At 39.7% G+C, this 18,345-nt stretch carries 1 protein-coding gene; it reads right to left on the reverse strand.

Features of this window, described 5'->3' with window-relative positions; genetic code table 11:
• Positions 1-125: 125 nt before the first annotated feature.
• Positions 126-18,239: a CLIPPER-2 domain-containing protein gene (locus tag LV89_RS23280; RefSeq protein WP_109745330.1), complete on the reverse strand. Its 18,114-nt coding sequence runs from the start codon at positions 18,237-18,239 to the stop codon at positions 126-128.
• Positions 18,240-18,345: the final 106 nt, after the last annotated feature.

Raw genomic sequence — 18,345 nt, forward strand, 5'->3', positions numbered from 1 at the left:
AGGACTGAAAATAGTCGTTACCCGCAAGATGCGGGCAACTGATACGAAGCAACACAAAAAAGGGGCAAAAAGAAGGTTTATCACCCCTTTTTGCCCTTTTACGAACAGGAATGTTCGAGTTACAATTATCTCATCAAAGTCATACTACGCACAAATTCTTTTCCGTTTGATAGCTTAACCATGTAGAAATACGTTCCGTCTGGCAAGCCTGTTTTACCTGTCAGATTCGCTCCTTGGTTGGCAGTTCCGTCCCAATTGTTTTGGTAGTCTTCTTGGGCGTAAACCAATCCTCCCCAACGGTTATAAATTTGTAGATTTATTGTTAAAGTCTTGTCGTTCAAGTTTATCACAAATAAATCATTGATACCGTCTCCGTTTGGCGAGAAACCTTCTGGAATGAATATTTCCTTCGGTTCGTCCACTGGTTTTTGTACGCTTTGCACTCTAATTGGCGTTGGTTTCGAGTCGTCGGTTGGGTCATTATTGCCGTCTGGATTTACGTCAAATCCATTATTCGACAAGTCTTGTACCACAATGGTTCCCGCTTTGGCTACTCCCGTTGCTGAGTTATAGAATGTATCAACTTTGGCAGTGCTAAAATCAACTCTAACGGTAAATTGCAAACTTTTCACTTTACCTGTCAACAAACGGCTTTGCGTTTCTACCAAGAGTCGATTGTTAGTTCGTCCATCATAATTAGGATTTACTACCAATCCAGAATCAGCCTTTAACCCATTGACATTCAAAATATTAACTCCATTATTAGTAAACACATCGTCCAAATTATCTAATACTTGAATTTGCTCAAAGTCGGCATTACCCACGTTTACCAATCTGAAATCGTAAGTAATATCATACGTTTTGCCTTCTACCAAAACAGGAATGCGTGCTTCTTTGCACAATGCCAACATTGGTTTTTGAGCAATTTTGATACTGTCTTTTCCGCAATCTGTTACGATAAAATAAGCTGCCGTCGAAGGTTCTGACTTACAAGTATTCAACTCGCAAGTTGCCGTAAATTGGTATTGCGTTTTGGTTGGTTTTACCAAAATTTGCTGTCCAACTTGACCATCCGACCACGTTACTTTTCCGCCTTCGCAACCGTGAGCCGTCAATACTTCCGACTCGCCTACGCACAAACGCTCTCGTCCACACGTAACCACTGGCGTTGAAATACCAACTTTTACGGTCACTTCGTTTGAATTGGCACTTTTACAAGTTCCTGACTGACAAATCGCTGAGTAGGTCGTCGTTACATTTGATTTTTCCGTTATCGAATTACCCGTTTTTCCGTTGCTCCAAACTATCGTTCCTTTACAATTTGTTGCCGATAATATTACGCTATCACCTTTGCAAATTTGCGTTTTATTGATGGTTACCACTGGTACAGTTGGTAAGCTCACTGTCAATTTAACTTCTTTCGATACGTTACTGATACAGCTAATGGTATATTCGCAATTGCTTGATTTTTGGCAAGTATTGTAATATACGCAAGTGGCTGTGTAAACGGAAGTTACACTTGGACTTACGGTAATTGATTTACCTTTTTGTCCATTCGACCAATTGACTTCTCCCACGCAACCCAAAGCCGTTAAAATAGCACTTTCTGAGCAACTCAAATTGGTTTCGCTCGTAATAATGACTGGTGCGGTTTTGTCGCACGGTAATTTTGCACGAACTACGCAACTGGCTTCGTCGTCTTCTTTTCCGTCCCATTTGCCATTATTTGGCGTTGAATCTGGGTCTGGTTGGTCAGATTTTGTTACCTGTGCTTTGTTAATTAAGTTGCCTTCTTTCGTTACCAAAACTTTGTAACCGAATACTGCAAAACCTTTTTTCTCAATACTTGGCACTTTGAAAGTAATTACGTTTCCAACAAGTGTTCCGTTATTCGATTCTAACAGTTGCAAACCGTCTGGCAAAATATCCGAAATCTCTACGTTAGTTGCTTCCGAAGGACCTTCATTATCCACTTGAACCATGTAAATTAAGGTATCGCCAACGGTTACATCGGTATGATTTACGATTTTATTCAAGCTCAAATCGGCTTCTTGACCGATTAAAGTCACCACGCCCACATCGTCCTGACCGTCTTCTGTGCCTGTATTTGGTTGAGAATCTGGGTCGTATTGACGAGTATCGTAAATTTCAGCTTTGTTCGTAATTAAACCGCCTTTCAATACTTTCGCTTTGAAAGTTAAATCAACGTAAGTATTTGCTTCAATTTGAGGAATTGTTCTTGACAATAACGCTCCATTCAATAGACTGAAATCATCATTGCTTGCCTCTACGTAAGCTAATTCAAGCGGTAAGTAATCTTTCACAATGGTATTCCTTGCTAATCCTGGCCCTGCGTTATATACACGTAGCGTAAAGGTTACATCTTCGCCAACTTTTGGTTTAGTGTTTGAAACAAATTTCTCTAAACTCAAATCCGAACCTTTGTCGTTGATAACCACATAATCGGTATCGTCTTCGCCATCTTCTGTTCCTGAGTTCGGACAAGAATCTGGGTCGAATTGGTCAGATTTTATAATTTCAACTTTGTTGGCTATCGGCTTTTGGCTATCAACTTTCGGTAAGATTTTCGCTATGAAAGTCAATTTCTCTTTTTTATCTACTTCTACCGAATCCAATTTTGCAATCAACGCTCTTGATGTTTCATTGTATTCAAAATCATTTGAAGAAATGAATTTCAAGCCTTCTGGTAAAATATCTCTTACATGAACATTGGTAGCAGTATTCGTTCCCGAATTGCTAACTGTAATGGTATAAGTTACGTTTTGCCCAACATTGGCATTCCAAGGACTTGCGTCTTTTCTCAAACTCAAATCTGCCGTTCCTGCATTGATAGTTACACTTGCTTCGTCGTCTTCGTCATTGTCCGTTCCGTTAGCAGGTGTTGAGTCTGGGTCGAATTGGTCAACTTCGATGATTTGAGCGTGGTTAGTTATGAATGATGAGTTATGAGTTATGAGTGTTTTGAATTCCCATGTTTTACTTTCACCCGCTTTAATACTGTCCACCGAAAGCGTCAATTTGCCTTTGTTATTGACAACATCATCATCTGACGAAACGAATTTCAAGCCTGTTGGTAAAATATCTTGAACCTTCACATTCGTTGCCGTGAGTGGTCCTACATTTTTCACTACGATGGTATAAGTAACCGTTTCGCCCGCATTTACGTTGTATTTATCCACTTTTTTCTTCAAACTCAAATCAGCAGATTGAATACAAACGCTCACAGAGTCCATATCATCTTCGATTTTAGCGATACCATTTCCGACCTTAGAATCTGGGTCAAATTCAGCAGCTTTCCAAATTTCAGCTTTGTTCGTCAACGTACAAGATTGGGCAAAACGAGTAACTACACCCACAAAAGTTAATGACACAGAATCATTCGGAGCAATCACAGGAATTGGCAATAAATTACGCAATACGCCTTTTTGCTGAACAAAATCAAAGCTTTCTTTGAATTCAAGACCTGCTGGTAAATAATCTTGCACCTGTACGTTGGTAGCTTCGTCTGGACCTGCATTGCGTACCGTGAGCGTATAAACCAACTCGTCTCCTAAATTTGGTTTTGTATTATCCACTGTTTTACGTAAACTCAAATCCGCTTGTTTTCCATTAATCATCACGCTTGCTTCATCGTCTTCGCCTTTATCGATTCCATTTCCGTGTGGCGAATCTGGGTCGAATTGGTCAGCTTTATTGATTTCCGCTTTGTTGATAATGGCATTTGTTGTAGTGGTACGAGCAATAAATTCTACCGTTTGCGAAGTTCCTGCGGCAATGGCTGGAATTGTAGCTAAATATGTCGTGCCACTTAACAGACTGAAGTCTGTGCTACTCACAAAAGTCAAGCCCGTTGGCAATACGTCTTTTACCTCCACATTGGTTGCCATGGCAGGTCCTGCATTATAAACAGTGAGCGTATAAGTTACGGTTTGTCCTTTCAATGGCGAACGATTCGAGACGTTTTTCTTCAAACTCAAATCTGCAATTTGTGGCATTACCGCAAAATATCCAACATCATCCTGACCGTCTGCCGTACCTGTGTTTGGTTGAGAATCTGGGTCAAACTGGTCGGCTTTCGTGATTTCAGCACGGTTAATAATGGTATTGGCAACTTCTTCGCCACCTACGCCCGTGATTTTTACTTTGAATTTCAGTTTTACCGAACTTCCAACTTTGATTGAATCAATAGTTTTTGACACAAGAGTATTTCCAGACAGGCTGAAGTCTGCGGCAGGCGTCCCTGTGCTACTTAAAAACTGAATTCCTTTTGGTAAAACGTCGCTTACTTGTACGTGCGTAGCAATGCCCGGCCCTGCGTTGCGAACTTCTAATACATACGAAATTGTATCACCCACATTTGGCGTGGTGGCGTAACCGTCCACTCCTTTAATAAGGCTCAAATCTGCTTGGTCACCGTTGAGCATTGCACAGGCTTCGTCATCTTCACCGTTGCCAGTTCCATTTCCTACTTGTGAATCTGGGTCAAATTGGTCGGCTTTGAAGATTTCAGCACAGTTCATAATCATGCCTTTGTCTTTTACTTTGGCAATAAAAATCAAGGTATCTGCTTTATTTGGAGCAATTTTCAAGATTTTACGAGAAATCAAGGCTGAACCTGTCATCGTAAAATCGGTACTTGCTACAAATCCTAAACTTGCTGGCAACACATCACGAACCACTACATTGGTTGCGGTGTCTGCTCCTGCATTTTTCACAATTAATTTATAAGTAACCTGTTCGTCCAAATTAGCGTTTGGTTTATTAACCAATTTAATCAAACTCAAATCTGCCGATTGTCCGCCAATGCTTACTGAATCTTTGTTGTTTTTAAGATTCGGGTCGAATTGGTCGGATTTAGTTATCGAAGTTCGGTTTTCGATTCTCGATGTTGGGTTTACTCCGCTTTGTAGTTTTGTTACTAAGGTTAAAATCTTACTTTCACCTACTTTAACACTATCAATATTTGCCGTTAAAATTGTTCCTGATAAACTGAAATCTTTGCTATTGACAAACGTTAATCCTTCTGGCAAATAGTCTTTCACTTCAACATGAGTGGCAAGATTTGGCCCGTTGTTTTTCACCGTAATCGTGTAAGTGAAATTCTCGCCTACGTTTGGTTTACGATTAGAAACCGTTTTCTTGATTTCCAAATCTGCGGACTCTCCTCCTATCGTTGCCGTTGCTTCATCATCTTCACCTTTTCCTGTACCATTTCCATGTTCAGAATCTGGGTCAAATTGGTCAGCTTTGGTAATTTCAGCCTTATTTATCATACTTCCTCCTGATGAAATTTTGGCGGTGTATGTATAAATCTTACTATCTCCTGCATTGATTCTTCCGATTTTTAGTGTCATTGTATCGCCCGACAGACTAAAGTCCGTGTTACGAACAATGCTGATACCTTTCGGCAAGTAATCTTTTACCTCAACATTAGTCGCATTATCGTTGCCGTCGTTAGTTACGGTAATGGTATAAGCTACTTCCGAACCAATCGTTGCCGTGGCATTTGAAACGGTTTTCTTCAAACTCAAATCTGCTGTCGGAACAGTGATAGTTGCTCTACTTTGGTCGTCTTGACTGTCTTCTGTTCCTGTATTTGGCTGAGAATCATTATCAAATTGGTCAGCTTTTGTAATTTCAGCACGGTTTGTTAGTTGTGAGTTAGTGAATTTGTGGTAGAAATCTTTTGTCACCATTGCTACCATCGTCAAAGTAACAGTCTGATTCACTGCAATTTGAGGAATATTTCTACTTACATATACCGAATCTGTAACTTTCAAGAAATCAGGACCGGCAGGCGTTCCTGTACTAACAAATACCAAACCTTTCGGCAAATAATCTTTCACCTGTACATTGGTGGCAATGCTTGGGCCTGCATTATTGATTTTGATGGTAAATGTAGTTGTCTTACCAACGTTTACAAATTGGTCTGCCACAGTTTTCACCAAGCTCAAATCTGCTTGTTCACCACCAACGGTAATTCTTGCGTTATCATCTTCACCATCTTCTGTTCCAGAATTTGGTTTAGAATTAGGGTCATAAACGTCAGATTTCACAATTTCAGCTTTGTTCAAAATCATGCCTTCTTTCGTAACACGAGCCACGAAATACAAGGTATCTACCTGATTTGGAGCAACTGTAATGGCTTTGCTTGTCAACACCACATCATTTGCCATTGTAAAGTCTTCGGCAGGCGTTCCTGTGCTACTGATGAATTCTAAACCTGACGGTAAAACGTCTTTTACAACCACATTCGTAGCTGAGTCTGGCCCTGCATTTTTCACGACCAATTTAAACGTAATATTTGTTCCGATATTGGTTGTTTTGCGGTCGGCTAATTTTTGCAAACTCAAATCTGCCACACGAGGTTTCACGGTTACACCACCAGTATCATCTTGTCCATCTTTCATTCCTGTATTGGGTTGAGAATCTGGGTCATACTGGTCAGATTTTGAAATTTCAGCACGATTCGTAAAAACCGAAGCTCCCGTTACACGACCTTTGAAAGTCAGAATTTTCGTTGAATCAGCTCCAATTTTGTTGATTGTTCCAAATAAGGTACTACCCAAATTATCAAAATCATCGCTTTGCATAAATTCAATTTCTTTCGGCAATTTATCTTTTACCTCCACATTGGTAGCAGCGTCTGGGCCTGCATTATGTATTGTAATTGAGTAAGTGATAATATCGCCAACATTTGGACGTTGGTCTGACACCGTTTTAAGCAAACTCAAATCTGCTTGCTCGCCATTTACCAAAACCCCTGCTTCGTCGTCTTCTCCCTTTTCTGTGCCATTTCCATGTTCAGAATCTGGGTCAAATTGGTCAGCTTTTGAAATTTCAGCTTTGTTAATAATTCCACCTGAAGTCAAGATTTTAACTGTAAATGTTACCGAGCGACTTGTTCCTGCATTAATTAATGGAATGGTATTTCGCAAAGTATCTCCCGACTTTAACCAGCCTCCACCAGACACATATTGTAAGCCTTTCGGCAAAATATCTTGAATCTGTACGTTGGTGGCATTGCTTACACCATCATTGGTAACCGTGAGCGTATAGTCAATGGTTTCGCCAACTTTCGGCTTACGATTTGAGGCTGTTTTCGTCAAACTCAAATCGGTAAATTGGATTTTAATTTCCCCATCATCTGTATCATCTTGACCATCGCCATAACCTGTATTTGGCTGTGAGTCAGGGTCATATTGGTCAGATTTAATTACTTCCGCAAAGTTTTTCACCGATGAGCCACGAGCCATCGCTAAGGCAGAAACTCTGTTCTTCACGGTTAAAGTCACGGTGGTATTCGGTAAAATTTGTGGAATAATTTTACTTACTAAAGTGCTATCATTTGACATCGTCCACTCTCCAACGTTACTTACTACAAATTGTAAACCTCTCGGCAAATAATCTTGTACCTGTACATTCGTCGCTGTGGATGGTCCACTATTTTTTATTTTGATAGAATACGTGACAATATCCCCCACATTTGGCAATTGATTGTCCACGTCTTTGGTTAAACTTAAATCTGCCGATTGACCACCCACAATTACTGAAGCTTCATCATCTTCTCCATTCTGTAAGCCGTTATTTGGCTCAGAATCAGGATCTAATTGGTCAGATTTTGAGATTTCAGCTCTATTTGTAATTGCTACGGACAAGGCTGTACGTGCTATAAATCTCAATGTATCAGCCTTTCCATTATCAATTTTAGCGATGTTTTTACTCAATAAAACACCATTATTATTGACGAAATCATTGCTTGAAACGAATTCTAAACCCGTTGGTAAAATATCACGAACTTGGACATTTGTTGCAAAGTCAGGCCCATCATTTTTCACAACCAATTTATACTCAAATGGTTGACCAATTTGTGGCGTAGGATTTGACACTAATTTACGCAAATTCAAATCTGCAACTCTTACCCGAATATCCACATGGTCGGTATCATCTTCGTCATTGCCTGTTCCGTTATTTGGTTGAGAATCAGGGTCTGGCATATCGGAATCCGTAATTTCTGCCTTGTTCACAAAGTAAACTGGCAATAAATTATTTGATGCAACATTGTCTAAAACGGTTTTTTTGATTTTCGCTGTAAAGGTCAATTTTACAGTTGAATCCTTTTTGACATTGAAAATGGTTGCCGATAATGTTCCTGCTGTATTGGTGAAATATTTACTCGAAATAAATTCAATACCAGTTGGCAAATAATCTTTTACGGTAAATTCTCCAACGGCATCAGGACCTGCATTTCTTACCGAAATCGTATAAGTAACTGTTTGCAAAGAAGTTACCACAGAATCAGAAACTATTTTGGTCAAGCTCAAATCTGCCGAACGCCCAAATGTACTTACTTCCGAACGGTCGTCTTCGGTATTATTTGTCCCGTTACCAACCTTAGAATCTGGGTCGAATTGGTCGGCTTTACTAATTTCAGCAGCATTCAAAATATTTCCTGCTTGCGTAATTTTTGCAATAAACGACAGCGTGCGAGATGTACCTCCCAATAATGCAGGAATCGTTGCGGTTAATGTTCCGTTATTATTCGTGAAATCGGTTGGATTTACCAATTCTAAACCTTGTGGCAATATGTCTTTTACTTCAACATTGGTTGCCGTTGAAGGGCCTGCATTACTTACCGTCAAACGATAAGTTACTAATGAACCTTTCGTTACAGAAACTGCTCCGTCGATGGTTTTCTTCAAGCTCAAATCTGCTTGTTGAATATTGATAACGGCATCATCGGTATCATCTTGCCCATCATCTACTCCGCTATTTGGCTGAGAATCAGGGTCGTACTGGTCAGCTTTGGTTATTTGTGCTTTATTCGCAATTGTGGTTGAATTAGTTGGAGCTAATACTTTCGCACTGAAAATTAGTGTTTTTGTTTCCTTTACTGCGATGCTTGCAAAACTTGAACTCAATACGTTTCCTACCTTATCAAAATCTCCTACCGAAACTATTTCTAAACCGCTTGGTAAAATATCTTGAACTTCCACATTGGTTGCCACCGAAGGTCCTGCATTAGTAACTTTGATGGTATAAGTCACCACATCACCTACATTTGGATCGGCAGGCGTTCCTGTTGCATTATCAACGTCTTTACGCAAACTCAAATCTGCTTGTTGACCATTTAAAACTACACCTCCGTTATCATCTTGCCCGTCAGACGTGCCTGTATTCGGTTGTGAATCAGGGTCGAATGTTTCAGATTTGAATACTTCTGCTTTGTTTATTAGCGTGACAGGTTGGGAAACCTGTGCTACAAATGACAACGCAACACTATCTCCGTTTGCTATCGTTGAGATGTTTTTACTTAATAAATTTCCATCTCCTAATAAACTAAAATCGCTCGAACTTACGAACACTAAACCTGCTGGCATATAATCTTTTGCCTGTACATTTTGAGCAGCATCTGGTCCCGAGTTTTTCACATAAATGGTAAACGTTACGTTACTTCCCACGCTTGGCAAACGGTTTGAAACCACTTTGCGTAAACTTAAATCTGCTGCTTTTTGCGTTGAAATTATTACCGAATCACGATTATTTTTCGTGTCTGGGTCGGCTTGGTCAGCTTTTACGATGATACCCGTATTTTGGATTGAACCCGACTTTGTAATCTTCGCAATGACTGTTAAAGTTTGCGTTGTACCAACCGCCAAACTACCGATTCCCGCCGTAATTTTTCCGTTTACATTCAAGAAATTCACGCCCGAAACGAACGACAAACTATTTGGTAATGAATCTGTTACTACTACATTGGTGGCTAAACTTGGGCCATTATTTTTTACTGTAATGGTATAAGTAATGTTATCGCCAACATTATAAGGCCCTGCCGAAACCGATTTTTTGATTGCCAAATCGGAAGCTTGGGTCGTGAAACTTACGCCGTCGGTATCGTCTTCACCATTTTCTGTTCCATTATTTGGAGAAGAATCTGGGTCGAATTGGTCAGCTTTGGTAATTTCAGCTTTGTTGGTAAGTTGTGAATTAGTGACGGTCGGCGTTCCGATTTGTGAATTAGTGATTGAAAAATTATTCTTCGCTAAAAATGTTAATGCAACGGTTTGCCCAACTTTTACAGTGTCAATATTTCCAATCAAAACGTTACCTGCGGACAGGCTGAAGCCTGTGCTACTCACAAATTGCAAACCTGCTGGCAATACGTCTTTTACCTGTACATCCGTTGCGGTATTTGGACCTGCATTGCTTACCTTGATGGTGTAAGTAACGGTTTCGCCTAAATTTGGCGAAGTGTTCGAGATATTTTTCTGCAAACTCAAATCAGCTTGTTGTCCGTTCAAAATCACACGTCCAATATCATCTTGACCGTCTTCTGTTCCTGTATTGGTTTGAGAATCAGGGTCAAATTGGTCTGAGGCGATAATTTCTGCTTTATTCACAATTGCACCTGCTTTGGTAACTTTTGCTACAAAACTCAATTTTGCCGTTCCATTTGGTGCAATGGCTGTGATGTTTTTAGAAATCAATGCTCCACTATTATCGGTAAAATCAATTGGTGAAAGTAATTCTAAACCTGCTGGTAAAATATCTTTCACTCGCACATTGGTTGCTGTGTCAGGACCAATATTTGTTACCGTCAAAGTAAATGTTACGGCATCACCCACATTTGCCGATGGATTACTCACCGTTTTTGTCAAACTCAAATCTGCTTCTTGCGAACCAATCGTTACTCGGTCTTGGTCATCTTCACCATTTTCTGTTCCGTTGTTTGGTTTAGAATCTGGGTCGAATTGGTCAGATTTACTTATTTCAGCACGGTTTGTTATTTGTGATTGAGTGAATTGTGAATTAGTGATTTTTGCTACAATGGTCAAAATCTTCGTTTCACCGCTGGTAATACTTGGAATTTGAGCCGTTAGAATTGTTCCTTGTTGGATAAAATCGCTACTATTTACAAAAGTCAAACCTGCTGGTAGATAATCTTTTACCTCCACATTGGTTGCTGTTGAAGGTCCTGCATTAGAAACGGTTATCGTATAAGTGAAATTTTTCCCTACATTTGGTTTCGTATTCGAGACAGTTTTCTTCAAACTCAAATCTGCTTGATTGACTCTTACAATTACGCTGTCGGTATCATCTTCTCCGTTTTCAGTTCCGTTATTTACCTTAGAATCAATATCATACTGGTCAGATTTTGAAATTTGGGCTTTATTAACCTTTTGACCTGTTTCCGTAATTCTTGCCTTGAATGTTACCGTTTGAGAACCTCCCACTGCCACCGTTGGAATCTTCCATAAAAGTGTATCCGAATTAAACTTGAAGTCTTCGGCAGGCGTTCCTGTTGAACTTACAAAAATAACTCCCGACACCAACACATCTTTCACTTGTACGTTGGTGGCAATGTCTGGTCCCGCATTGGCAACCGTGATACTGTACGTTACTTCATCGCCCACGTTGATTACTGGTTTGTCAACCGTTTTACGCAAACTCAAATCGGCAGTTTGTGGCACGATGGTAATTTTATCGGTATCATCTTGCCCGTCTTCCGTTCCAGAATTTGGTTTAGAATCTGGGTCAAATTGGTCAGATTTCGTGATTTGAGCCTTGTTTATGATTGATACAGGTTGGGAAACCTGTGCTACAAATGTCAAATCTTTAATTTGATTTACCGAAATACTGTCAATATTTGCCGTTAAAGTATCGCCATTTTTCACTACATCGTTCGATGAAATAAACGTTAAACCACTTGGTAAAATATCCTTCACCTGTACGTTGGTCGCCTTACTTGGCCCTGCATTAGAAATCCGTAAAGTATAGGTAATAATATCACCCACGTTTGGACGAATATTTGACGCTAATTTATCTAAACTTAAATCCGCTTGCTGACCGCTAATCGTTACTGAACCAATATCATCCTGACCGTCTTCTGTGCCTGTATTTGGCTGAGAATCTGGGTCATAAGTATCTGCTTTTACAATCTCAGCTTTATTGGTAATGCGTCCCGTCTGTGTAATTCTTGCCTTGAACGTTAATACTTCTGGCGTGCCTTTTATGACAATCGGAAGCGTTTTGCTTAACAAAACATTACCTGCCGATAGAGTGAAGTCTGTACTACTAACAAACTCTAAACCAATCGGTAAAATGTCTTTTACCTGTACGTTGGTTGCCATATCACCACCCGCATTATTTACGGTTAAAGTAAAAGTAACAACGTCTCCTACATTAGCATTTGGATTACTCACCGATTTGGTCAAACTTAAATCTGCTTGACGAATTCTTACCGTTGCGGAATCTTTATCGTTGGTCGTAACTAAATCTGGAATTTGTGGATTAATGAGTTGTACCACATTTTTCAGCGTGTTACTAAACGCACTCACTTTTGCTTTGTAAGTCAATGTTTTTGTATCGCCTACTAACAAATTTTGAACTTGGCTCGTTAGCGTATTTCCTTGACTTACAAAGTCAGAGCTGCTTATAAACGTTAAACCCACAGGTAAAATATCTTTCACCGTTACGTTACTTTGGGCATCCGTTCCGTTGTTTTTAACCTTGATGGTATAAGTAATTACATCTCCAACATTGAAAACCGAATCAGAAGCAATTTTCTGAATTGATAAATCTGCTGAACGCCCGTAAACGCTTGTGCTGTCGGTATCGTCTTCGCCATTTTGTGTACCGTTGTTTGGTTTTGAATCCAAATCAAATTGGTCAGCTTTGGTGATTTCAACTTTGTTCGTAACAGTCACGGATTGGGCAATCCGTGCTACATATACAAATTCTTTTGTACTTCCAACTGATAAATTCTGGATTGTGCCTGTTAAAGTTCCTCCGTTATTTACTACGTCATTTGACGAAATGAAGGTCAAACCACTTGGCAAAATATCTTTAATTTCAACATTAGTTGCCGTTGAAGGTCCTGCATTGGTAACTTTTAAACGATACGTTAAAACATCGCCTACGTTAAATACCGCAGCTCCTTGTGCGTTAATTATCGAAGCATTATCCACTGATTTCTTGATACTTAAATCAGCAATTTGTGGTTTCACGATGGCATCATCTGTATCATCTTGACCGTCATTTACGCCCGTATTTGGTTGAGAATCAGGGTCAAATTGGTCAGCTTTTGAGATTTCAGCTTTGTTCGTGATGATTACAGGTTGCGAAACCCGTGCTACAAAAGTTAATACTTTTGGCGTTCCAACTTGAACTGTTAAAGGCGTTGTATTCTTTAATGTATCACCTGACAGACTGAAGTCTGTGCTACTTACAAATTGTAAACCTGCTGGTAAAATATCCTTCACTTGTACACCCGTAGCCACGTCTGGACCTGCATTGCGGACTGTGATTGAATAAGTAACCGTTTCTCCTACATTTGGTGCGGCATTTGAAACCGATTTCTCTAAACTCAAATCAGCTTGTTGTCCACCGATAATTACACCACCTGTATCATCTTGACCGTCTTCTGTTCCTGTATTCGATTGAGAATCAGGGTCGAATGTATCAGATTTTGAAATTTCAGCTTTGTTAATAATTGCTCCATTCGTTGTAACCTGTGATACGAATGTCAATTGAACGCTATCGTTCGGAGCAATTTTATTGATATTATTGCTTGTTAAAGTTGTTAATGACAGACTGAAGTCTGTGGTACTAACAAATAATAATCCCGATGGTAATACGTCTTTCACCTGCACATTTCTGGCGGTATCTGGCCCTGCATTTTTAACGGTAATGGTATAAGTAATTTGGTCGTTTACATTTGGCAAACGATTACTTACAGCTTTTGTCAAACTTAAATCTGCGGCAGGTTGTGTACTAATTACTTCATTATCAGTATCATCTTCCCCATTTTCTGTTCCATTATTTGGACTCGAATCTGGGTCGAATTGGTCAGATTTGGTAATCTGTGCTTTGTTATTTATCGTTCCAGATTGCGTAATTTTCGCTTGGAAATTTAACACTACACTTGTACCACTTGCCAAACCTGCAATGTTCGCTTTGAGCGTACCTGCATTGTTGACAAAAGAATTGCCAGCAAGCGTTCCTGTACTCACAAAGTTTAATCCCGCTGGTAATACATCTGTTACCTCAATATTAGTCGCTAAATCTGCTCCTGCATTATTTACCTTGATTGAATAAGTAACAATATCACCCACATTATAAGGCCCTGCTGAAACTGTTTTTTGCAAACTCAAATCTGCTTGTTGCGTCTGAATGGTTACGCCATTTTGGTCGTCCTGTCCGTCTTTTGTTCCTGTATTTGGCTGAGAATCAGGGTCAAATTGGTCATATTTTGAAACTTCTGCACGGTTTTCTATCGCACCCGCTTGTACTACTTTCGCTTGGAATGTCAAACTAACTGCATTTCCAACGGCAATTGAATCCACATTTTTAGAAGTCAAGGTATCGTTAGAATTCGTAAAATCTGCACTCGCTACGAAGTCTAAACCTGTTGGCAAAATATCTTTTACTTGTACATTTGTCGCTTTATTTGTCCCTGCGTTAAATACTTTCACGGTGTAAGTAATCACTTCGCCAACGTTTGGTTTTAAGTTAGAAACCAATTTTTCTAAACTCAAATCTGCTTGTTGAGCGTTGATTAACACACCATCGGTATCATTTTCATTATTCTCAGTTCCGTTGTTTGGTGTTGAATTCGGGTCTGCTTGGTCAGATTTTGTAATTTCTGCTTTGTTCAAAATATCACCCGCCTTCGTCACTTTTGCCGTGAAAGTCAGAGAAACTTCTTGACCAAAAGCAATTAATGGTAAATTATTAGAAGTCAGCACATTAACCGACGTTTGGGTAAAATATTGAGCGGCAGGCGTTCCTGAGTTTACAAACGTCAATCCATCTGGCAAAATATCTTTTACCTGTACGTTAGTTGCATTGTCAGGTCCATTATTTTTAACCTTGATGGTATAAGTAATGGTTTCGCCAACTTGTGGATTGGTTTTGCTTACGGTTTTGGTCAAACTCAAATCTGCCGCTCTTGGGAAAACACGCACCGAATCTGTATCATCTTCACTATCATACGTTCCTGAATTCGGGTTTGAATCTGGGTCAAATTGGTCAGATTTTGAGATTTCGGCTTTGTTAGTAAGATTGACAGATTGAATAATTTTTGCTACAAAAGTTACTGCTTTCTTTTCTCCATTCGCAATATTTGGAATTTGAGCCGTTAGCGTTGAACCTTGTTGAATGAAATCCGAACTACTCACAAATTGCAAGCCCGCAGGCAAAATATCTTTCACCTCAACGTTGGTTGCGGTACTTGGTCCTGAGTTAGTAACTTCAATGGTATAAGTCACATCTTCACCAACGTTTGGCTTGGTATTCGAGACTAATTTCTTCAAACTTAAATCCGCTTGCTGACCGCCAATGGTTACGCCACCTGTATCATCTTGTCCGTCTTCTGTGCCTGTATTTGGTTGAGAATCAGGGTCAAATTGGTCAGATTTCGTAATTTCAGCTTTGTTAATAATTACACCTGCTTGCGTTACTTTTGCCACAAATGTTATTGTTCTGTTTGTACCAGAAGCTAAATTGGCAATCGTAGTTTTGAGTGTTCCTGCTGGATTTTCTACGAAATTCAACGAACTAACAAACTGTAAACCTGCTGGTAAAACGTCGGTAATTTCAACATTTGTTGCCGCACTTGAACCTTCGTTAGTTATTGTAAGTGAATACGTTATGTTTGAACCAACCGTTGGACTTGGATTTGAAACGGTTTTCAATAATTTCAAATCTGCCGTTTGAATCGTCAGAATGGCATCATCTGTATCGTCTTGACCATCTGACGTTCCAGAATTTACTTGTGAGTCAGGGTCTTGCTGGTCAGCTTTTGAGATTTCTGCTTTGTTAATTATTTGTGTGTTAGTACCTATTGGAGCTAAAACTTTTGCTTTGAAAGTAACTATTTTTGGCGTTCCAATTTGTACTGTTCCAATTTGTGCTTTTAATGTATCAGTTCCAAACAGAGTAAAGTCTGCGGCAGGCGTTCCTGTGCTACTTACAAATTGTAAACCTGCTGGCAAAATATCTTTCACCTCAACGCCCGTAGCCGTTGAAGGTCCTGCGTTATTTACTGTGATTGAATAAGTGACAATATCACCCACATTTGGATTAAACTTGTCAATATCTTTCTTCAACGACAAATCCGCTTGTTGACCGCCAATAGTTACGGCATCGGTGTCATCTTCGTTATTATCTGTTCCGTTATTTGGCTGAGAATCAGGGTCAAACTGGTCAGATTTAATAATTTGAGCCTTATTCGTGATGCTTCCAGAAGCTACAACTTTGGCTTTAAAAGTAAGTGTTGCCTGTCCATTTACCGCAATTTGAGCAATATTATTAGACGTTAAAATTCCACCACCCGACAGACTAAAGTCTGTGCTACTTACAAAAGTTACACCCGTCGGTAAAATATCACGTACCTGTACATTTGTAGCAGGGTCTGTTCCTGCATTTTTTACCGTAATGGTATAAGTGATTTCGTCACCCACATTTGGTTGCTGATTCGATACGGTTTTCGTCAAACTCAAATCGGCAACTTGTGGTTTCACAACGGTTGAATCTGTATCATTCTGACCATCTTCTGTTCCTGTATTTGGTTGAGAATTAGGGTCAAATTGGTCAGCTTTTGAAATTTCTGTTTTATTAACAATCTTCTGAGAACCAATCACTTTGGCAACAAAAGTCAAGACTTTTTTCGCTCCATTTGATAAAGTTGGAATCTCCGCCAATAAAATTGAACCTTGCGACGTAAAATCAGAACTACTTACAAATTGTAAACCCGCAGGCAATACGTCACGCACCTCAACATTGGTGGCATCACTTGGTCCATTATTGCTTACAGAAATCGTGTAAGTCACATTATCACCCACATTTGGACGTGCATTATCAACGGTTTTCGTTAAACTTAAATCAGCTTGCTGACCACCAATCAAGACTCCACCTGTATCATCTTGACCGTCTTCTGTTCCTGTATTTGGTTGAGAATCTGGGTCAAATTGGTCAGCTTTTGAAACTTCTGCTTTGTTCAGAATTGCTCCCGATTGAGTGACTTTCGCAACAAAGGTTACGCTACGGGTTACACCCACAGGAATATTGATAATTGTTCCTGTCAATGTTCCGTTATTGTTCGTTAGTAATGAGCCGGCAGACGTTCCTGTTGAAACAAATTCTAAACCTGTTGGCAATACGTCTTTTACCTCAACATTCGTGGCTACGTTAGGACCTTCATTTGTTACTGAAATCGTGTAAGTAATGTTTTCGCCAACACTCGGATTCGTTTTACTTACCGTTTTTACTAAACTTAAATCTGCAATCTGAGGAGTCAAAACAGCATCATCGGTATCATCTTGACCGTCTTCTGTACCTGTATTTGGTTGAGAATCAGCATCAACTTGGTCAGCTTTTGAAATTTCCGCCTTGTTAATTATTTGTGAATTAGTGAATTGTGAGTTAGTGATTGGTGTCAGTACCTTAGCTTTAAATGTTAGAACTCTTGGCGTTCCAATGCCTAATGTCAGCGGTGCAGAAGTTATCAAAGTATCACCCGATTTTATAAAATCAGTAGAACTGACAAACTGTAAACCAGCAGGTAAAATATCTCTAACCTCAACGCCTGTACCAACACTTGGCCCAGCATTAAGCACCGTGATTGAATAAGTAATAACATCCCCCACATTTGGTGCGGCAGGCGTTCCTGATGAATTATCAATGTCTTTTTGCAATGACAAATCCGCTTGCTGACCGCCAATGGTTACGCCATCGGTATCATCTTCATTATTATTGACACCGTTATTGGGCTGAGAATCTGGGTCAAATTGGTCAGATTTTGTAATTTCAGCCTGATTGGTAATCAATCCAGAAGTTAAAGGTTTCGCCAAGAAAGTCAAAGCAACCTCACCACCCGATGTAACACTTGCAATATTATTTGACGTTAAAATATTTCCTCCTGATAAAGTAAAGTCGCTTGAACTCACAAAACTTAATCCCGCTGGCAACACATCTTTCACCTGTACATTCGTTGCATTGTCAGCACCCGCATTCTTTACTTTTATCGTGTAAGTAATCGTTTCGCCTACATTTGGATTCGTTTTAGAAACTAATTTCTCTAAACTTAAATCGGCTGTTTTGGGCGTAAGTGTTGCATTTCCTGTATCATCCTGACCGTCTTCTGTTCCGGTATTTGGTTGACTGTCTGGGTCGAATTGGTCGCTTTTACTTACTTCCGCTTTATTGACTACGGACAAGGCTGTCCGTACGACACATACAAATGTCAGCGTTTTTGTTCCAACACCTAAACTTGATATTTGACTTGTTAAAGTGCTACCTGATAATTGGAAATCGCTTGAACTT

It is taken from the genome of Arcicella aurantiaca, from assembly GCF_003148625.1.
Taxonomy (GTDB): domain Bacteria; phylum Bacteroidota; class Bacteroidia; order Cytophagales; family Spirosomataceae; genus Arcicella; species Arcicella aurantiaca.